Genomic DNA, 18,350 nt, shown 5'->3' on the forward strand with positions numbered 1-18,350 from the left:
GGGCGCGACAAGGCCGCAGAGGGCCGCCCCGGTGGCTTTCCTCAGGCGAAGTGGTGCAGTGGCCCGGGCCCCGCTCCGAGCTTCCAGTCCCGGCCGCCGGTCAGCGCCCGCGCGACGTAGGACTTGGCGAACGCCACCGCGTCGGGAACCGCGTCCCCGAACGCGAGCCGCGCGGCGACCGCCGACGAGAACGTGCAGCCCGAACCGTGGTTGTTGGCGGTCGGCACGGGTTCACCGCGCAGCGCCCGGCTCCGGCCGTCGGTGTGGAGCACGTCCACGGCCAGCTCGCTGCCGGTCACCACGACCGCCTCGGGCCCGCGCGCGGCGAGCCGGGCCGCGGCCCGGGCCATCTCCTCGGCCGTCTCGACCCGGGTTTCGAGGAGGGCGCCGGCTTCGTAGCGGTTCGGCGTCAGAACGCGGGGGTACGGGATCAGCGGCGCCACAGCCGCAACACCGGACAACTCGCTGCCACTGGTGGCGACGAGCACCGGATCCACCACCAGGTTCGGCAGGTCCGCGGCCCGTCCGGCCAGCACCGCGGCGACAGCGGGATCCCCCACCATGCCGACCTTGACCGCCGCCACCTCGAAGTCGGCGAGCACGGCGTCGAGCTGCGCCGCGACCATGTCCGGAGGCACCGGGTGGACGGCCGTGACGCCGCGCGTGTTCTGCGCCGTGATCGCCGTGATCACCGAGACCCCGTACGCCCCCAGCGCCGCGAACGTCTTCAGGTCCGCCTGGATCCCCGCCCCGCCACCGGAGTCCGAGCCGGCGATCGTCAGCACCACCACCGGCGTCATGCGACCGCCTCGGCCAGCGCCCGCGTGACCCGCTCCGGATCGCCGGCCCGCATGATCGCGCCGAGCACGGCCACCCCGGCGGCCCCGGCCCGCACACACTCCGCCGCCCGCTCGGGCGAGTCGACCCCACCCAAAGCCAGCCAAGGCCGCCCGGCGGCGCCCGAATCCCCCGGCCCGGCCACCCCGGAAGCCCTCGGCCCGGCCACCCCGGAAGCCCCCGGCCCGGCCACCCCCAGCCCTTCAAGGCCGGCAGCCAGCCGAGCGGCGCGCGACGCCCCCAGCGCGGGCCCGTAACCCGGCTTCGTCGCCGTCGGAAAGATCGGCGAGAGAGTGACGTAGTCCTCGTCGGACAGTTGTTCGGAGCCATGCCACGAGCGTCCCACCAACGCCACTCCCCGGGGCCGGTTATCCACAGCGGACAGATGCACCGCGTCGCCGCCCAGCGGATCGGGGCCGGCCACGATCACCCGGGCCACCGTCCGCAACTCGGCGGCGAGCGCGGCTCTCTCGGCGTACGGAAGATCGCGGTCGCGCAGGACGACCCACGACGCGCCGCCGCGGACCGCGGCCCGGACCACCTCGACCAGCGGCCCGGCGGCGAGCCGGCGATCGGTGAGCACGATGACGCCCGACGGGGTCACCATGCCGGCAGCCCTTCGTCCGACGTGGAGGCGAGGGCGTGATAGCGCTTGGGGATGCGACCGGCGCCGGCCGCGAGCCGACCGGCCTCGACCGCGTGCCGCATCGCCGCCGCCATCCGCGCCGGATCCGCCGCCCGGGTCACCGCCGAGGCGATGAGCACGCCGTCGCAGCCCAGCTCCATGGCCAGCGCGGCTTCGGACGCGGTGCCGATGCCCGCGTCGAGGATGACCGGCACGTCCACGCTGTCGCGGATCAGCCGGATGTGGTGCGGATTGTTGATCCCCAGCCCGGAGCCGATCGGCGCGCCCGCCGGCATGACCGCGGTGCAGCCCGCGTCGGCCAGGCGACGGGCCAGGACGGGGTCGTCGCTGGTGTACGGCAGCACCCGGAACCCGTCCGCCACCAGCGTCTCCGCCGCCCGCAGCAGTTCCACCCCGTCCGGCAGCAGGGTCCGCTCGTCGCCGATCACCTCGAGCTTGATCAGGTCGGTCTCGAACGCGTCCCGGGCGAGCTGCGCCGCCTTCACGGCGTCCGTGGCGGTGTAGCACCCGGCCGTGTTCGGCAGCACGCGCATGCCCAGCCGGTCGAGCAGCGGCAGCAGGCCCGGACCGGCCGCGTCCACCCGCCGGAGCGCCACGGTGACCATCTCGGTGCCCGACGCCACGATCGCCGCTTCGAGGGCGGCCAGGCTCTCCGCCCCGCCGGTGCCGAGGATCAGCCGGGACGTCCCGAAGAGATCGTCCACGTCAGCCTCCCTGCGCCGCGGTGAGAACCTCGACCCGGTCGCCGTCGCTGAGCCGGGCGCCGGGCCAGGCGGAACGCGGCACGACCTCGCCGTTGACCGCGACCGCGACGCCGCGCCGTGCCTCGGTGACGGCGGCGACGAGCCGCTCGACGGTGCTGCCGGCGTCGATGGTGCGGCCGGCGCCGTTGACGGTGACCCTCATGCGAACCTCCCGGGCGCAAAGGCTTCGAGCAGCGGATCGGGCCGGCCGGTGTCGACCAGGCCGGCGATGAGATCGGCGGTGACGGGCGTGAGCAGCACCCCGTTGCGGTGGTGCCCGGCCGCGACGATGACGTCGTCACGCCACCGGCCGAGCAGCGGTGCGTTGTCCGGGGTGGACGGACGGTGCCGGACGACGGTCTCCGTGAGCTGGAACTCGGCGAGCTCGGGGACCAGGTCCGTGGCGGCGCGCAGCAACTCGAGGACCGCACCGGCGGTAACCGTGAAGTCGGCGCGCTCCTCCTGCGTCGCCCCGACGATCAGCTCGCCGTCGGCGCGCGGCACCAGGTAGACGTGCCGGCCGTCGGCGTATCCGACGATGACGTGGCGGAGCAGCCCGGGCTCGCCGCGCAGGCGTAGCACCAGGCCCTTCACCGGCCGTACGGGAAGACCGGTGAGCGCGGCCGTCCCCGTGCCGGCCGCCACCACGACCGGCCCGGCCGGCAGCTCGCCGACCCGCCCCGGCACCACCGCGTCGCCGAGCGCCGCCCGCAGCGCCGCGACCACACGTCGCGGATCTACCTGCAGGTCGTCGGGGATGTGCGCCCCGCCGCGGATCCTCGGGGACAGGGCCGGCTCCAGCGCCCGGACGGCGCTCGGCACCAGCCGCCGCACCTTGAGATCCCTTTCCTCCCGGTACGCCCACAGCCGGTGCGCCTCCGCGAGATCGTCACCGGTGAGCGCCACCGCCACCGTCCCCCGCGCGTCCAGGCCGAGGTCGAGCCCGGTCTCCGCGGTCAGCTCGGCGGCGAACCCGGCCCACCGGGACGCCGACTCGACCAGGAGCGCGGTCAGCGCCTCCTGGCCGAAGGACGTCTCCCCGGCCGGCGCGAGCATGCCGGCGGCGGCGTACCAGGCCGCGTCGTCGTCGCCTCCGTCGTGGACGGTCACCCGCAGGCCGCGTTGCCGGCAGCGCCATGCGACGGCCAGCCCGACGATCCCGCCGCCCACCACGGTGACGTGCCTCACGGAAGGACCTTCAGCAGCCGCGCGGTCGCCTCGCCGGGATCCGCGGCGCCCGCGACGGCACCCACCACCGCCACGCCCGCGGCCCCGGCCCGGACCAGCTCCGCGGCGTTGTCCGCGGTCACCCCGCCGATGGCCACGATCGGCACGCCGGGCACCGCGCGGGCGACCGCCCCGATCCGCTCCGGCCCCAGCGGCGCCGGCAGGCCCGGCTTCGTGACGGTCGCGAAGGCGGGCCCGACGCCGAGGTACGACGCGCCCGCCGCCACGGCCGCGCGGGCCGCGTCCGGGTCGCGGCAGGTGGCGCCCAGCACTCCCGCCGGTCCGAGCACCTTGCGGGCGGCGGCCACCGGCAGATCCTCGGCACCGACGTGGGCGCCCTCGGCGCCGACCGCCAGCGCGACGTGCAACCGGTCGTTGACCAGGCACGTCACCCCGGCCGGCCGGCATCTCGCGACGACCTCGGCGGCCAGCTCGAACAGGGCGCGGTCGGTGACGTCGTCCTCGACGCGTACCTGGATCGCGAGCCGGTCCGTCGCGCCGAGCTGCCGGGCGGCGGCCACCGCCGCGGTGACCACGGCGAGCGGCGCGCGCCCCGGTCGGGCGTCGGTGATGACGTGAAGGCACGGGAAAGCAGGGTCCACAACGCACTCCTCCCTGCGCCGGCATGACCCGGATCAGGTTCGACGGTCGGGGGCTGCGACAGCCCCCCTCTCAGCCCGGTGCTCCGGACTCCCGTGGGGTTGGTTCCGCTGCCGACGGTAACCCAGCCGCGGCCCGCGCGTAAACCCTTGTCCTACCGCACGTCCCAGACCGGCTCGGGGGTCTCCACGACCTCGCCGTCTCCACGGAAGAGCACGAAGCGGTCGAAACCCCGGGTGAACCAGCGGTCGTGGGTGACCGCGATCACCGTGCCCTCGAAGGCCCGCAGCCCCTCCTCGAGCGACTCGGCGGACGCCAGGTCGAGGTTGTCCGTCGGCTCGTCGAGCAGCAGCACCGTGGCACCCGACAGCTCCAGCAGCAGCACCAGGAAACGGGCCTGCTGCCCGCCGGAGAGCGTGCCGAACCGCTGGTCGCCCTGCGCCGCCAGCTCGTAACGGTTGAGCGCCTTCATCGCGCCGGCCCGGTCCATCCCGGACCGGTGATCGTCGCCGCGCCACAGAATCTCGACGAGCGTACGGTCGAGCAGCTCCGGCCGGTCGTGCGTCTGCGAGAAGTGCCCCGGGCGCACCCGCGCGCCGAGCCGCGCCGTGCCGCTGTGCGCGACGTGGGCGAGGGGCGCGCCGTCGACCGGCTTGTTGTCGGCGTCGGGCGCGGAGCCGCCGGCCGCGAGCAGCCGCAGGAAATGCGACTTGCCGGTGCCGTTCGCGCCCAGGACCGCGACCCGGTCGCCGTACCAGATCTCGAGGTCGAACGGGAAGGTCAGGTCCTCCAGCTCCAGCTCCGTGCAGACCACGGCCCGTTTTCCGGTACGGCCACCGCGCAGGTTCATCCGCAGCGACTGTTCCTTCGGCGGCAGCGGCGGCGGGCCGGCCTCCTCGAACTTGCGCAGCCGCGTCTGGGCGGCCTGGTAGCGCGACGCCATCCCGTCGTTGAACGTCGCCTTCTGCTTGAGCGTGAAGACGAGCTCCCGCAGCTTCTCGTGCTCCTCGTCCCACCGTCGCCGCGACTCCAGGAGCCGCTCGTGCCGGTTGGCGCGGGCCTCGTGCCAGGAGGCGAACCCGCCGGGATGGGTCCACGCGCTGCCGCCCTCGACGGCCACGACCCGGGTCGCCGTCTGCGCGAGGAGCTCCCGGTCGTGCGACACGTAGAGCACCGACTTCGGCGACTCCCGCAGCCGGGTCTCGAGCCACCGCTTGCCGGGCACGTCGAGGAAGTTGTCCGGCTCGTCGAGCAGCAGCACCTCGTCGCCGCCACGCAGCAGCAGGTCGAGGGCGAACCGCTTCTGCTGGCCGCCGGAGAGGGTGCGCACCGGGCGGGTGCGTACCTCGTCCCACGGCTTGCCGAGGATGGCGACGGCGACCGTGTCGAACAGCACCTCGGCGTCGTAGCCGCCGGCCTCGCCCCATCCGGTCAGCGCGTTGGCGAACCGCAGCTGCGCCTTCTCCGAGCCGGGCGTGGACTGCAGCGCGGCGTCGGCGTCGGCCAGGGCGCTGCCCGCGTCCCGCAGGGCGGGGGCGACCAGGGACAGGGCAAGATCGGCGAGGGTACGGTCATCGCCGATCATCCCGATGAACTGGCGCATGACGCCCAGCCCGCCGGAACGCGCGACCGTGCCGACCGGGACGGCGAGGTCACCGGCGACCATCCGCAGCAGGGTGGTCTTGCCGGCACCGTTCGGGCCGACGAGCGCCACCTTCGCGCCCTCACCGACCCGGAACGAGACGTCGGAGAACAGCTCCCGCCCGTCCGGCAGCACGAATCCGACCCCGGCGACATCCACGTAACCCACGCGGCCATCCTCCCCGAGGAAGCGGCGCAGGTCAGCCGGTTTTTTCCGGACCCCGGGCCACCCGCAGCACGCGGAAGCCGCGCTGGCTCGCCGTCCGCCGCACGTCCCAGCCCAGCGTGGTCAGGCGGGCGTGCAGCGAATCGCCACCGAGGTTGCGGTTGATCACCAGCCAGGCCACCCCGGTCGGCGCCAGCCGGGCCAGCCAGCGGTCCGTCACGGCGTACAGCTCGGTCTTGCCGACGTGGGTGGGCGGGTTGCTCCAGATCTGGTCGAAGGTGACCTCCGCCGGCACGTCGTCGGGGGCGCAGACCCGGACCCGGTCGGCCAGGCCCAGCGTCGCGGCGTTCTCGGCGGTCAGCTCGCGGGCCCGGGAGTTCACGTCGATCGCGTAGACGGTCGCGGCCGGCGCCTCGCTGGCCAGCACGCAGGCGATCGGGCCGTAGCCACAGCCCACGTCGAGCAGGGTGCCGGTGCTTGACGCGTCCGGCAGGTCCGCCTTGCGGAGCAGGACGGCGGTGCCGGGGTCGAGCCGCCCGGCCGAGAAGACCCCGCGCGCGACGGCCAGGTCGTACTCCCGCCCCGCCACGGAGAACTCGATCCGGCTGCGGTCACCGGGCGTGGCCGGTTCGGCACTGAAGTAATGATCGGCGCTCACCCCGCAAGTCTCCCGCGCGCAACGAGCCCCGCGGCATCGGGGTGCCGCACAACCTGTGCGTTCATCGATCACGGTGCGCTCCTAGCGTGGCGGCATGCTTCGCGACCCCCGGCCACGCTCCGCCCATCGCGCGAACCCGGGGAGCGGACTCGCGATCCTCAGCAGACCGGCGCTCACCCGGACGCACGTCCCGGCCCAGCACCGCCGCACCCCCGTACGGCCCCAGGACGAGACCACCCGGCGCCTGCGCCCCAGGACCGCCACCACCTGGGGGACACCGCGCCGCCCGACCGGCCCGCTGCATCCCCTGGCCCAGCCGCAACAGGCCCTCCAGCTGCTGCTCAGCGGTCTCGGTGCGCTCATCATCACCTCGATCGTGGTGCTCACCGGGTTCTTCGTCGTCGCGGAGGAGAGCCGGGGCCCGATCGACGGCACCGCGGCCCGGACGGACCTCTCGGCGCAGTCCATCAGGTCCCGCGTCGTCGACACCGAACCGCTCACCCGGCGGGAGGTCTTCCCCGGTACGGAGATCCGCCCGGCCGCCGGGGCGGAGCCGTACCGGGTCGCGGTCACCCACGTCGACACCGACTGCGCCACCGCGGCCACCGGCGAGCTGGGGGCGGTGCTCGACGAGCACGGGTGCAGCCAGGTCGTCCGCGCCGGGCTGATCGCACCGTACGGCGACTACCGGGTCACGGCGGGCGTGTTCAACGTCGCGGATGCGGACGCCGCCGCGGCGGTCAGCGAGGAGACGGGGCTGCTGGTCGAGGCCGGCCGCGGCAGCTTCGCCGTGCTGAGCACCGGCGGCACGGTGGCGGCGCCGCTCGCCCAGGTCGGCTGGCACACGGCCGGCCACTACGTGCTGTACTGCGCGATCTCCCGGCCCGACGGCAGCCTGGTCACCGACGACGACCCGTACGCGGAGCAGATCACCGAGGACGTCGTCGAGCACTACCTCACCCAGGACGTCATCGCCCGGCGCAGCATCAACCCGTAGCCGCGCCGGCCGGTCAGGCGCGGAGCCGGCGGGTGGCTTCGGCCCGGCTGGCGTACTCGGCCTCGTCCGGATAGCCCACCTCGACCAGCGTCAGCCCGTGCGCCGGTGCCACGGTCACCTCGCTGGACCGCTCCCGCAGCGACAGCAGCTTCGCCGGCCAGCCGGGATCGCGGCGCCCGTCGCCGACGGTCAGCATCGCCCCGACGAGGCTGCGGACCATCGCCTGGCAGAACGCGTCGGCCTGCACGGTCGCGACCGCGACCCCGTCCGGATCCCGGCGCCACTCCAGCCGGGTGATCGCGCGCACGGTGGTCGCATGCTCCTTGCGCTTGCAGTACGCGGCGAAGTCGTGCAGCCCCACCAGCCCCGCCGCCGCCTCGTGGAGCCGGGTCAGGTCCAGCGGCCGCACCCAGCCCAGCGTGTCGTGGCGGCGCAGCGGCTCCGGCCCGTACACCGTGTCGGCGACCCGGTACTCGTAGCGGCGGAACGTGGCCGAGAACCGCGCGTCGAAGGTGGGCGGCACCGGCCTGACCGCCTTCACCCGGGCGTCCGGGGGCATCAGCGCCGCCAGCCGCCGCAGCAGCGTGTCCCGCCGCGCCTCCCACTCCGCCGTGGGCAGCTCGATGTGGCACACCTGGCCGCTGGCGTGCACCCCGGCGTCCGTACGCCCCGCCACGGTCAGCCCGAGCGGCGCCTCCGGACCGAAGAGCCGGCCGAGCGCCTCGGTGAGCACCCCGGCGACCGTGCGCCGGCCCGGCTGGGCGGCCCACCCCGAGAAATCCCCGCCGTCGTAGGAGACGTCGAGGCGCAGGCGCGTCGTGTCGGTCACAACCGTCCTTCATCCGTACGGGAAAGCGAAACGGCCCGGCACCCCACGAAGGGTGCCGGGCCGCACGTGCCTGATCAGGCCTTGGTGTCTTCGCCCTCGGCCTGGTCGCCCGGGCCCTCGGCGCCCTTGTCGCCGGACGCGTTCACCGGCGGCTCCGAGTCCTGGTCGGCCGGAGCCTCGTCCGCCGCGGCGGAGGAACTGGCCGGGGCCTCGTCCTCGCGGGAGAGCGCCTCGACCTTGTCCTGCTGCGCGGCGGCCTTGCGGGCAGCCTTCTTGGCCGGCGCCGTGGCGGCCGCGACCTGCAGCTCCTCGACCAGCTCGATGATCGCCATGGGAGCGGCGTCACCCTTGCGCGGGCCGGTCTTGGTGATCCGGGTGTAGCCACCCGGCCGGTTGCCGTAGCGCGGGGCGATCTGCTCGAACAGGGCGTACACGACGTCCTTGTCCTTGACGACGGTCAGCACCCGGCGGCGGGCGTGCAGGTCACCGCGCTTGGCCTTGGTGATCAGCTGCTCCGCCAGGGGGCGCAGGCGCTTCGCCTTGGTCTCGGTCGTCTTGATCTTCCCGTGCCGGAAGAGCTCCGTGGCCAGGTTGGCCAGCAGCAGCTTCTCGTGCGCCGGGCTGCCGCCGAGGCGGGGACCCTTGGTGGGCGTGGGCATTGTTGCTCCTAATTCAGTGGCGCAGCCGAGCTCAGAGCTGCTCGGTCTCGCGGTAGTCGTCGGTGTCGTAGTCCACGTCGCCGAACGAGTCGACCACGTGCGCCGGGTCGAAGGACGGCGCGCTGTCCTTGAGGCCCAGGCCCATTCCGGCGAGCTTCATCTTGACCTCGTCGATCGACTTCTGACCGAAATTCCTTATATCCAGAAGGTCGGCCTCCGTCCGCCCGATCAGCTCGCCGACGGTGTTGATGCCCTCGCGCTTGAGGCAGTTGTACGACCGGACGGTGAGGTCCAGCTCCTCGATCGGCAGGGCCAGGTCGGCGGCCAGCTGGGCGTCCTGCGGCGACGGGCCGATGTCGATGCCCTCGGCCGTCTCGTCCAGCTCGCGGCAGAGGCCGAACAGCTCGACGAGGGTCGAGCCGGCCGACGCCAGCGCGGTACGGGGCGAGATGGACGCCTTCGACTCGACGTCGATGATCAGGCGGTCGAAGTCGGTGCGCTGCTCGACACGGGTCGCCTCGACGCGGTAGGTCACCTTCATGACCGGCGAGTAGATCGAGTCGACCGGGATCCGGCCGATCTCCGCGCCGGCGCTCTTGTTCTGCGCCGCCGTGACGTAGCCACGGCCCCGCTCGACGGTGAGCTCCATGTCGAGCCGGCCCTTGCTGTTGAGCGTGGCCAGCTTCAGGTCGGGGTTGTGCACGGACACGCCGGCCGGGGGCTGGATGTCACCGGCGGTGACGTCGCCCGGGCCCTGCTTGCGCAGGTACATGCTGACCGGCTCGTCGTGCTCGGAGCTGACGGTGAGCTCCTTGACGTTCATGACGAGCTCGACCACGTCCTCCTTGACACCGGGGATCGTGGTGAACTCGTGCAGCACGCCGTCGATCTTGATGCTGGTGACCGCCGCGCCCGGGATGGACGACAGCAGGGTCCGCCGCAGCGAGTTGCCGAGGGTGTAGCCGAAGCCCGGCTCCAGGGGCTCGATGGTGAACCGGGAGCGGGTCTCGCTGAGCGACTCTTCCGAGAGGCTCGGACGCTGGCTGATGAGCACGCGTTTCTTCTTTCTGTCGGGCCACCCGCTATTTGATGGCCGTCTCTGTGATGCGCGGGGCGCCGGCCGGACGGCCGGCACCCCGCGAGAGCGCTACTTGGAGTAGAGCTCGACGATCAGCTGCTCCTGGACCTGGGTGTCGATGACACCGCGGGCCGGGAGCGAGTGGATCAGGATCTTCATGTCGCTCGGGATCGGCTCCAGCCACGCCGGAACCGGACGCGAACCGGCCTGGGCCTGCGCGACGACGAAGGGGGTCATCTCCTTCGACTTCTCGCGGACCGACACGATGTCGTGGTCCTTCACCCGGTACGACGGGATGTCGACCTTCACGCCGTTGACCAGGAAGTGGCCGTGCTTGACCAGCTGCCGGGCCATGTCCCGGGACGCGGCGTAGCCGGCCCGGTAGACGACGTTGTCCAGACGCGACTCGAGGATCTGGAGCAGCACCTCACCGGTCTTGCCGGGCTTGGTGACAGCCTCCTCGTAGTAACCGCGGAACTGCTTCTCGAGCACGCCGTACGTACGACGGGCCTTCTGCTTCTCGCGGTGCTGGAGCAGGTACTCGGTCTCCTTGGTCCGGCCGCGGCCGTGCTGCCCGGGCGGGAACGGCCGGGACTCGAACGGGCACTTCGGACCATCGCACTTGCTGCCCTTGAGGAACAGCTTCATCTTCTCGCGGCGGCAGCGCTTGCAGTCCGCACCTGTGTAACGAGCCATTGCTTCGATCTCTCCCTTAGACCCGGCGACGCTTCGGCGGACGGCACCCGTTGTGCGGCTGCGGCGTGACGTCGGAGATCTGCCCGACCTCGAGGCCCGCGGCCTGCAGCGAACGGATGGCGGTCTCCCGGCCGGAGCCGGGGCCCTTGACGAACACGTCGACCTTGCGCATGCCGTGCTCCATGGCCCGGCGCGCGGCGGCCTCGGCGGCCAGCTGGGCGGCGAACGGAGTCGACTTGCGGGAGCCCTTGAAGCCCACCTGGCCGGACGAGGCCCAGGAGATGACCGCACCGGTCGGGTCGGTGATCGACACGATGGTGTTGTTGAAGGTGCTCTTGATGTGCGCCTGCCCGTGGGCGACGTTCTTGCGTTCCTTGCGCCGGACCTTCTTGACGGGGGCCCCAGCGCGTGCCTTCGGTGGCATAAGTCAGTGCGCTCCTATTACTTCCGACCGGGCTTCTTCTTACCGGCGACCGTGCGCTTCGGACCCTTGCGGGTACGCGCGTTGGTCCGGGTCCGCTGACCGCGCACGGGAAGACCCCGGCGGTGGCGGATGCCCTGGTAGGCCCCGATCTCCACCTTGCGGCGGATGTCCGCGGCGACCTCGCGGCGCAGGTCGCCCTCAACCTTGAAATTGGCCTCGATGTAGTCGCGGAGCTGGACCAGCTCCTCGTCCGTGAGGTCCTTGGCGCGCTTGTTCAGGTCAATGCCGGTCGCGTTCAGTGCTTCCACTGAGCGGGTGCGACCGACCCCGAAGATGTAGGTGAGCGCGATCTCCATCCGCTTCTCGCGGGGAAGATCGACGCCGACGAGACGTGCCATCGGTGGGCGTACTCCTCGATGTCACGGAGGTCTGTGCCCGGCCCACCCCGCCTGCCCAGGCGGGCCCCGGCCTCCGACCGGGGGTGAGACCGCGCGTCATCGATGATTCGAGACCGCGGCTGGGACGAGCTTGTTCACTGGTGCGGATCTGGCAGCGTCGAGCCGGAATCAGCCCTGGCGCTGCTTGTGACGCGCGTCGGTCTTGCAGATGACCATGACGCGCCCGTGCCGCCGGATGACCCGGCAGTTGTTGCAGATCCGCTTGACGCTCGGCTTGACCTTCACGGTTTGCCTTAACTCTCAGTCAGACGGGACGTGGATCCCCGCGACCCTGTTACTTGTAGCGGTAGACAATGCGCCCACGGGTCAGGTCGTACGGCGAAAGCTCGACGACGACCCGGTCCTCGGGAAGAATGCGGATGTAGTGCTGCCGCATCTTGCCGGAGATGTGAGCCAGCACCTTGTGACCATTCGCAAGCTCCACACGGAACATGGCGTTCGGCAGGGGCTCGATCACTCGGCCTTCGATCTCGATGGCTCCGTCTTTCTTTGGCATGTCCTCCGCTACCTGACATCGGGTTCTTGGGGCAGGCTCACAACATTCATCCGACCCCCGGAGGGGACCGGACCAGCCGCGGCTCCGACGCCACCAGAAGCGCTCGGTGGACATGCCGGAGTGGACGCTGTGCGCCAGCATGCCAGTGTACGCGCGCCCCGGCATCGACACCAAACCGAGGTCCGCGCACCCCTGACTCGGGTGTGTCGCCCACCGGCAAAAGCGGACAAACGCAGCTTGCCCGTCCGATTCAACGCCGGCTACGCGGTCCGTCCGTCGCCGGCGTCCTCCGGGCGCCGTAGCTCCTTGCGCTCCCCCTCGAGCTGCTGGGCCTCCTCCACGCGCCGCAACTCCCCGCGCTCCCCCTGGAACTGCTGGGCCTCCTCCGCGCGCCGCAACTCCCTGCGCTCGCGCTTGAGCTGCCGGGCCTCTTCCTTGCGGGCCCGCTTCTCGGCGTGCCGCCGCGGCTCCCCGCTCGCGAGCCCGCCGAGGCTGACCATCACCAGCACGGCACCCCACGGCCCGGCGACCCAGACGGGCCAGAAGTACACCAGCCCACCGCTGGCGATGCACGAGACCAGCCAGATCGCGGATGTGAGGCCCACCACCGCCACCCAGCTGCCCCACACCTCGCCCAGCCAGCGCCGGGTCGCCTCGCCGTTCGAGACCGTCTGCGGAACGGCACCCGCCCGCGGAACCGGCACGGAGGCGGACGGCAGATCGTCGAGAAGCCCACCGAGGTCACCGTACGTCTTCGCGGCATAGGCCCGCTGCAACCGCTCGTCATACTCGTGCAACTCCAGCCGGCCCTCCTCGAGCGCCACCCGCAACTGCTCCGCGACGGCCTGCCGATCGGCGTCGGCGGCCCTCATCTCGTCCCGCCCCATCCCCCCAGCATGCCAGCGCCACGCCCCACACGGCAGTGCCCGATCCGCCCGCAAGCCCGCCCCACCACACCGGCCCGCCCAGCCGCTCCCCCCACCCCCACGCCGGGGCCGCCGCACTCCACGTCCGTGCCGGCTCACCACAAAGCCACACCCGGCCGCCCGGACCACCCCGCGCTCCCGCCGGCCCGGCACGGCACCGCCCCCTGCGCCCCGCCGACTCGGCGCGCCGCCGCATCACCGGCCCGCCCAGCCCGGCTGATCACCGCTCAGCCCACGCCGCGGACCACCCGGCCCTCGCGCCGGCGCGGCCTCAGCGCTTGCGGCTCGCCGCGCGACCGATCAGCCCCAGCACGAGCGGAATGAACATCCACCCCGGCCAGAAATAGATCCACTCCCCCGAACCCAGCGACGACAGCGCCCACACCACGACGCACAGCACCACCACGCCCGCGTAGAAGGCCACCCACGGCGGCCCGGAGGGCCTGGAGACCTCGCGACTCTCCGGCGCTTCCTAGGCCCGCTGAGGCACCACCTGGGCGCGCTAGACGGGAATGGTCCCCGGCAGGCCATCCAGTTCGCCGTACGTCCTGGCGGCGTAGGCCCGCTGCAACCGCTCGTCGTACTCGTGCAGCTCCAGCCGCCCCTCATCGAGCGCCACCTTCAGCGTGTCGGCGACAGCCTGACGCTCCGCGTCCCCCGCCCGCATGTCCTCCCGGCCCATGCCCGCCAGGCCCCGGTCCGGGCTGCCCCGCGCACGCGCCCGGGCGCAGCTGGAGGTTCGTGCCGGGCTGGCCGCGATGGTCTCGCCGGACGTCGCTGCGTGACTGCCGGCCGTGGAACGCGAGGGGATTTACTCCGCGAGCGAGCCGACCGCGGGCTGCCGCCCCGTCACGAGGTCGCCCAGCCGGGCGCGTCCCCCGTCGACGGCCGTGGTCACCCACACCCCGTCCTCCAGCAGCGCCATGGTGTGCTCCACGTGCGCCGCCACCGAGCCGTCCCGGGTGATGACGGTCCAACCATCCGAGAGCTCTTGGGTACGCGGTGAGCCCATGGTGATCATCGGCTCGATGGCCAGGGCGAGGCCGGGCACCAGGCGCGGGCCCTTGCCGGGCTTGCCGTGGTTCAGCACGTGCGGGTCCTGGTGCATCTCCGTACCGATGCCGTGGCCGCCGTACCCGTCGACGATGCCGTAGCGGCCCGCCTTGCGGACGGTCTTCTCCACGTTGAAGGAGATGTCGGTGAGGCGTCCGCGGCCGTTCGCGGCGCCGCGGGCGGCGGCGGCGATGCCGGCCCACATGGCGTCCTCGGCGACCTCGGCCAGGCGCAGCAGTTCGGGCGCGGTCTCGCCGACCCCGACGGTGATCGCCGAGTCGCCGTGCCAGCCGTTCAGGATCGCGCCGCAGTCCAGCGAGATCAGGTCGCCCTCGCGGAGGACCTGGGTCGACGCCGGGATGCCGTGCACGACCTGCTCGTTGACCGAGGCGCAGATCGAGGCGGGAAAGCCGTGGTAGCCCTTGAAGGACGGGACGGCGCCCGCGTCCCGGATGACGGTCTCGGCGATGGCGTCCAGGTCGGCGGTGGAGACGCCGGGGGCCACGGCGGCGCGCATCGCGTCCAGCGCGGCGGCGACGACCAGGCCGGCGCCGCGCATGAGCTCGATCTGCTCGGGGGTCTTGAGCTGGATGTCGAGCTGCTGACGGCGCATCTCAGCCCCCGTACGACCGCAGCGCGTCGATGGCGCGCACGGTGACGTCCTCGACCGGCCCGGTGGCGTCGATGCCCACGAGCTTGCCCTGCGCGCCGTAGAAGTCGACCAGCGGCGCCGTCTTGTCCGCGTACTCGACGAGCCGGTTGGCGATCGTCTCGGCCCGGTCGTCGTCGCGCTGGAACAGCTCGGAGCCGCACCGGTCGCAGACGTTCTCCTTGCTGGTGGGGTCGAACTCGACGTGCCAGATCTTGCCGCAGCCGCGGCAGGTCCGGCGGCCGGAGAGCCGCCGGATGACCTCGTCGTCGTCGACCACGAGCTCCATCACCAGATCGAGCGCGGTGCCGAGGTCGGCCAGCAGCTTATCGAGCGCGGACGCCTGCGGGACGGTCCGCGGGAAACCGTCCAGCAGGAAGCCGTCGCCGGCGTCGGGCTCGGCGAGCCGGTCCCGGACCATGTTGATGGTCACCTCGTCCGGAACCAGGTTGCCCGCGTCCATGTAGCGCTTGGCCTCGAGCCCCAGGGGCGTGCCCTGGGACACGTTGGCCCGGAAGATGTCACCGGTCGAGATCTTCGGTACGGCGAGATGGGCGGCGATGAACTCAGCCTGGGTCCCCTTGCCGGCCCCCGGGGGGCCCACCAGTACCAGCCGCACCTACATCGCCTCGCTTCGGTGAGAACGAGCCTCGCGAACCACAGACGCGCGAGCCCCCCGGCTCCGCGCCCCCACTACCGGAGGAACCCTTCATAGTTGCGCTGCATGAGCTGGCTCTCGATCTGCTTCACCGTCTCCAGGCCCACACCCACCATGATCAGCACGGCCGTACCACCGAACGGGAAGTTCTGGTACTGCTGCTGATTCAGCCAGATGAAGAAGAAGTTCGGGAGTACGGAGATCAGGCCCAGGTAGAGCGCACCCGGGAGAGTGATCCGGCTCAGGATGAAGTCCAGGTAGTCGGCGGTCGGCTTACCGGGCCGGATACCCGGTACGAAGCCACCGTACTTCTTCATGTTCTCGGCGACCTCGGTCGGGTTGAACGTGATCGACACGTAGAAGTACGTGAAGAAGATGATCATGAGGAAGTACGTCGCGATGTAGATCCAGCTCGTCGGGTCGGCGAGGTAGTTCTGGATCCACTGCTGGTAACCCTTGAGGTTGTTCTGGTCGAAGAACTGCAGGTACAGCTGCGGCAGGTAGAGCAGCGACGACGCGAAGATCACCGGCACGACACCGGCCTGGTTGACCTTCAGCGGGATGTACGTCGAGGTGCCGCCGTACATGCGCCGGCCGATCATGCGCTTCGCGTACTGCACCGGGATGCGGCGCTGGGCCTGCTCGATGAAGACGACCGCGCAGATGACCAGCAGCACCAGGGCGATGACGAGCCAGAACTTGCCCCAGCCGTTGCTCTCCTTGATCGTCCAGCCCTCGCCGGGGAGGCGGGCGGCGATCGAGGTGAAGATCAGGACGGACATGCCGTTGCCGACGCCGCGGTCGGTGATGAGCTCGCCGAGCCACATGACCACGCCCGTGCCGGCGGTCATCGTGATGACCAGCATCGTGAGCGTCAGCCAGTCGGGGATCCCGATGCCCTTGGGAATGATCGCGAAGTTCGCCTGGTCCTGCGGGCAGGCGCCGGCGAAGAGCTGGCCGGAGCGGGCCAGGGCCACGAACGCCGAGGACTGCAGGACCGCGAGGCCCAGCGTCAGGTAGCGGGTGTACTGGGTGATCTTCGCCTGGCCGGACTGGCCCTCCTTGCGGAGCTGCTCGAGGCGGGGGATCACCACGGTGAGCAGCTGCAGGATGATCGACGCTGTGATGTACGGCATAATGCCGAGCGCGAAGACCGAAAGCTGGAGCAGCGCACCGCCGGAGAACAGGTTCAGCAGGTTCAGAACCCCGCCGCCGGCGTCCGAACTGTTCACGGCGTCGAGGCAGTTCCGAACGTTGGTGTAGGACACGCCCGGGCTGGGCAGTGTGGCACCGAGCCGGTAGACCGCGATGATCGCTACTGTGAACAGCAGTTTCTTGCGCAGGTCAGGCGTCCGGAACGCACTCAGAAAGGCGGAGAGCAACTTCTTCCTCCTGCGCGAGGTGGCCGCCTGAAACCGGCGGATGGGGGTAGGCATCGGTCCGGACGACCGATAGACCTGGCTGGGAACGGACTTTAACAGCCTGACGTGCCTCTTGTGAGGCACGGTCGCCGCTTGTGCAACACCCGGGGACGAAGAGCTATGCCGCGGCCGGTGGAACCGTCGCGCCCGACCCGGTAAAAGACCAGGTCAGACGCCACAACGGGGATGCGGCCAGGCATCGGTGCGATACCCGGCCGACATCCCCGGCAAGCGTCACAGCTCGGTGGCGGAACCACCGGCTGCTGCGATCTTCTCCTTGGCCGACTCGCTGAACGCGTGCGCCGAGACCTGCAGCGCCACGCCACCCAGCTCGCCGGAGCCCAGAACCTTCACGGGCTGGCCGCGACGGACCGCTCCCGCGTCGGCGAGCTCGAGCGGGCCGACCTCGCCGCCGTTCGGGAACAGCTCGGCGAGCCGGTCCAGGTTGACGACCTGGAAGACGACCTTGTTCTTGTTCTTGAAGCCCTTGAGCTTCGGCAGGCGCATGTGGAGGGGCATCTGCCCACCCTCGAACGCCGCCGAGACGTTCTTGCGAGCTCCCGTACCCTTGGTGCCCCGACCGGCGGTCTTGCCCTTGGAGCCCTCACCGCGACCCACGCGGGTCTTCGGCGTCTTGGCTCCGGGCGCCGGCCGGAGGTGGTGGACCTTGATCGCCATTACTCGACCTCCTCAACACTCACGAGGTGGCTCACGGCGAAGATCATGCCCCGAATCTCGGGGCGGTCCTCCTTGACCACCACATCGTTGATCCGCTTCAGCCCGAGCGACCGCAGGGAGTCCCGCTGGTTCTGCTTACGGCCGATCTCGGACCGGATCTGGGTGACCTTCAAGCGTGCCATCAGTGCACCGCCGCTTCCGCACGCGCCGCCAGCATGGCCGCGGGCGCGACGTCCTCGACCGGCAGGCCACGACGGCTCGCGACCTGCTCCGGGGACTCGAGGCCCTTCAGAGCGGCCACCGTCGCGTGCACGATGTTGATCGGGTTGGACGAGCCGAGGCTCTTGCTCAGCACGTCGTGGATGCCCGCGCACTCCAGCACGGCACGCACCGGGCCACCGGCGATGACACCGGTACCGGCGGAGGCCGGCTTGAGGAGCACGACACCCGCGGCGGCCTCGCCGGTGATCGGGTGCGGGATCGTCGCACCGATCCGCGGCACCTTGAAGAAGTGCTTCTTGGCCTCCTCGACGCCCTTGGCGATCGCCGCGGGCACCTCCTTGGCCTTTCCGTATCCGATGCCGACGGTGCCGTCACCATCGCCGACGATCACCAGGGCGGTGAAGCTGAAGCGACGACCACCCTTGACGACCTTCGCGACACGGTTGATCGCTACGACCCGCTCCAGATGGGGGGTCTTCTCGACGGGCGCGTTACCGCGGCCGCCCTCACGGCGGTTGTCGCGGCGGCCGCCCTCGTTGTTACCGCCGGACCCGCCGCCACGGCGCTGCTGACCAGGCATTGGTCTTC

Annotated in this window: 25 protein-coding genes, 1 pseudogene and 1 riboswitch; of the genes and pseudogenes, 1 reads left to right on the plus strand and 25 read right to left on the minus strand. The window is 71.6% G+C overall.

Annotation, left to right across the window (positions count from 1 at the left end):
* Positions 1 to 41: 41 nt before the first annotated feature.
* The 8 genes from thiD to CLV70_RS33385 form a co-directional block, all read right to left on the minus strand.
* A complete protein-coding gene (gene thiD, locus CLV70_RS33350) occupies positions 42 to 800 on the minus strand; it encodes a bifunctional hydroxymethylpyrimidine kinase/phosphomethylpyrimidine kinase (protein ID WP_106130611.1) in 759 nt (252 codons plus the stop codon).
* Complete coding sequence (locus CLV70_RS33355; protein ID WP_106130612.1) at positions 797 to 1,444, minus strand: thiamine phosphate synthase; 648 nt, start codon at positions 1,442 to 1,444, stop codon at positions 797 to 799. Before CLV70_RS33355 ends, thiD begins: the two co-directional genes overlap by 4 nt.
* Complete coding sequence (locus tag CLV70_RS33360) at positions 1,438 to 2,187, minus strand: thiazole synthase (RefSeq protein WP_106130613.1); 750 nt, start codon at positions 2,185 to 2,187, stop codon at positions 1,438 to 1,440. The genes CLV70_RS33355 and CLV70_RS33360 overlap by 7 nt, the downstream gene beginning before the upstream one ends.
* Position 2,188: 1 nt before the next feature.
* Complete coding sequence (gene thiS, locus CLV70_RS33365; RefSeq protein WP_106130614.1) at positions 2,189 to 2,389, minus strand: sulfur carrier protein ThiS; 201 nt, start codon at positions 2,387 to 2,389, stop codon at positions 2,189 to 2,191.
* Complete coding sequence (gene thiO / locus CLV70_RS33370) at positions 2,386 to 3,414, minus strand: glycine oxidase ThiO (protein ID WP_106130615.1); 1,029 nt, start codon at positions 3,412 to 3,414, stop codon at positions 2,386 to 2,388. The genes thiS and thiO overlap by 4 nt, the downstream gene beginning before the upstream one ends.
* Positions 3,411 to 4,025, minus strand: a complete 615-nt coding sequence (gene thiE / locus CLV70_RS33375; protein ID WP_425440261.1) for a thiamine phosphate synthase — start codon at positions 4,023 to 4,025, stop codon at positions 3,411 to 3,413. Before thiE ends, thiO begins: the two co-directional genes overlap by 4 nt.
* Before the next feature lie 23 nt (positions 4,026 to 4,048).
* Positions 4,049 to 4,160: riboswitch (TPP riboswitch) on the minus strand.
* A gap of 47 nt (positions 4,161 to 4,207) precedes the next feature.
* On the minus strand, positions 4,208 to 5,863 hold the full coding sequence (locus tag CLV70_RS33380) for an ABC-F family ATP-binding cassette domain-containing protein (protein WP_106130617.1): 1,656 nt from the start codon (positions 5,861 to 5,863) through the stop codon (positions 4,208 to 4,210).
* A 31-nt stretch (positions 5,864 to 5,894) separates the two neighbouring features.
* Positions 5,895 to 6,518 carry a class I SAM-dependent methyltransferase gene (locus CLV70_RS33385; RefSeq protein ID WP_106130618.1) on the minus strand — a complete coding sequence of 208 codons (624 nt, stop codon included), beginning with the start codon at positions 6,516 to 6,518 and terminating at the stop codon, positions 5,895 to 5,897.
* Positions 6,519 to 6,612: 94 nt separating this feature from the next.
* Here CLV70_RS33385 and CLV70_RS33390 point away from each other — a divergent pair, with 94 nt between their 5' ends.
* On the plus strand, positions 6,613 to 7,515 hold the full coding sequence (locus CLV70_RS33390; RefSeq protein ID WP_106130619.1) for a hypothetical protein: 903 nt from the start codon (positions 6,613 to 6,615) through the stop codon (positions 7,513 to 7,515).
* Positions 7,516 to 7,528: 13 nt separating this feature from the next.
* Here the strand turns inward: CLV70_RS33390 and truA are convergent, their stop codons facing one another.
* The 17 genes and pseudogenes from truA to rpsE all read right to left on the minus strand — a co-directional run bounded on the left by truA (position 7,529) and on the right by rpsE (position 18,342).
* Positions 7,529 to 8,344 carry a tRNA pseudouridine(38-40) synthase TruA gene (gene truA, locus CLV70_RS33395; RefSeq protein WP_106130620.1) on the minus strand — a complete coding sequence of 272 codons (816 nt, stop codon included), beginning with the start codon at positions 8,342 to 8,344 and terminating at the stop codon, positions 7,529 to 7,531.
* Positions 8,345 to 8,418: 74 nt separating this feature from the next.
* The gene (gene rplQ / locus CLV70_RS33400; protein WP_106130621.1) at positions 8,419 to 9,003 is read right to left on the minus strand and encodes a 50S ribosomal protein L17; all 585 of its coding nucleotides are present in this window, start codon (positions 9,001 to 9,003) and stop codon (positions 8,419 to 8,421) included.
* Positions 9,004 to 9,034: 31 nt separating this feature from the next.
* On the minus strand, positions 9,035 to 10,057 hold the full coding sequence (locus tag CLV70_RS33405) for a DNA-directed RNA polymerase subunit alpha (RefSeq protein WP_023358222.1): 1,023 nt from the start codon (positions 10,055 to 10,057) through the stop codon (positions 9,035 to 9,037).
* 93 nt (positions 10,058 to 10,150) lie between these two features.
* Positions 10,151 to 10,777: a 30S ribosomal protein S4 gene (gene rpsD / locus CLV70_RS33410; protein WP_106130622.1), complete on the minus strand. Its 627-nt coding sequence runs from the start codon at positions 10,775 to 10,777 to the stop codon at positions 10,151 to 10,153.
* A 16-nt stretch (positions 10,778 to 10,793) separates the two neighbouring features.
* Complete coding sequence (rpsK, locus tag CLV70_RS33415) at positions 10,794 to 11,201, minus strand: 30S ribosomal protein S11 (RefSeq protein WP_015619020.1); 408 nt, start codon at positions 11,199 to 11,201, stop codon at positions 10,794 to 10,796.
* Between the two features lie 17 nt (positions 11,202 to 11,218).
* Complete coding sequence (rpsM, locus tag CLV70_RS33420) at positions 11,219 to 11,599, minus strand: 30S ribosomal protein S13 (RefSeq protein ID WP_106130623.1); 381 nt, start codon at positions 11,597 to 11,599, stop codon at positions 11,219 to 11,221.
* Positions 11,600 to 11,767: 168 nt separating this feature from the next.
* Positions 11,768 to 11,884, minus strand: a complete 117-nt coding sequence (rpmJ, locus tag CLV70_RS33425) for a 50S ribosomal protein L36 (RefSeq protein WP_015619018.1) — start codon at positions 11,882 to 11,884, stop codon at positions 11,768 to 11,770.
* 49 nt (positions 11,885 to 11,933) lie between these two features.
* A complete protein-coding gene (infA, locus tag CLV70_RS33430; RefSeq protein WP_007073013.1) occupies positions 11,934 to 12,155 on the minus strand; it encodes a translation initiation factor IF-1 in 222 nt (73 codons plus the stop codon).
* A 353-nt stretch (positions 12,156 to 12,508) separates the two neighbouring features.
* Positions 12,509 to 13,027, minus strand: a pseudogene (locus CLV70_RS33435) (DUF1707 SHOCT-like domain-containing protein); the annotation flags it as partial.
* A gap of 325 nt (positions 13,028 to 13,352) precedes the next feature.
* Positions 13,353 to 13,505 (minus strand): hypothetical protein, encoded by a 153-nt coding sequence (locus tag CLV70_RS41480; protein ID WP_245908621.1) that lies wholly within the window; start codon positions 13,503 to 13,505, stop codon positions 13,353 to 13,355.
* Positions 13,506 to 13,583: 78 nt separating this feature from the next.
* The gene (locus CLV70_RS41485; protein ID WP_245908623.1) at positions 13,584 to 13,763 is read right to left on the minus strand and encodes a DUF1707 SHOCT-like domain-containing protein; all 180 of its coding nucleotides are present in this window, start codon (positions 13,761 to 13,763) and stop codon (positions 13,584 to 13,586) included.
* Between the two features lie 129 nt (positions 13,764 to 13,892).
* Positions 13,893 to 14,747, minus strand: coding sequence for a type I methionyl aminopeptidase (gene map / locus CLV70_RS33445; protein ID WP_106130624.1), 855 nt, complete (start codon positions 14,745 to 14,747; stop codon positions 13,893 to 13,895).
* Between the two features lies 1 nt (position 14,748).
* A complete protein-coding gene (locus tag CLV70_RS33450) occupies positions 14,749 to 15,402 on the minus strand; it encodes an adenylate kinase (RefSeq protein ID WP_106130625.1) in 654 nt (217 codons plus the stop codon).
* Between the two features lie 74 nt (positions 15,403 to 15,476).
* Positions 15,477 to 16,823 carry a preprotein translocase subunit SecY gene (gene secY / locus CLV70_RS33455; protein ID WP_106130626.1) on the minus strand — a complete coding sequence of 449 codons (1,347 nt, stop codon included), beginning with the start codon at positions 16,821 to 16,823 and terminating at the stop codon, positions 15,477 to 15,479.
* Between the two features lie 273 nt (positions 16,824 to 17,096).
* Positions 17,097 to 17,540 carry a 50S ribosomal protein L15 gene (gene rplO, locus CLV70_RS33460; RefSeq protein ID WP_106130627.1) on the minus strand — a complete coding sequence of 148 codons (444 nt, stop codon included), beginning with the start codon at positions 17,538 to 17,540 and terminating at the stop codon, positions 17,097 to 17,099.
* Entirely contained in the window at positions 17,540 to 17,722 is a 183-nt protein-coding gene (gene rpmD / locus CLV70_RS33465; RefSeq protein WP_071803333.1) for a 50S ribosomal protein L30, read from the minus strand. Before rpmD ends, rplO begins: the two co-directional genes overlap by 1 nt.
* On the minus strand, positions 17,722 to 18,342 hold the full coding sequence (rpsE, locus tag CLV70_RS33470) for a 30S ribosomal protein S5 (protein ID WP_106130628.1): 621 nt from the start codon (positions 18,340 to 18,342) through the stop codon (positions 17,722 to 17,724). The genes rpmD and rpsE overlap by 1 nt, the downstream gene beginning before the upstream one ends.
* Positions 18,343 to 18,350: the final 8 nt, after the last annotated feature.

The sequence above is a fragment of the Pseudosporangium ferrugineum genome, assembly GCF_003002065.1.
Lineage (GTDB): Bacteria > Actinomycetota > Actinomycetes > Mycobacteriales > Micromonosporaceae > Actinoplanes > Actinoplanes ferrugineus_A.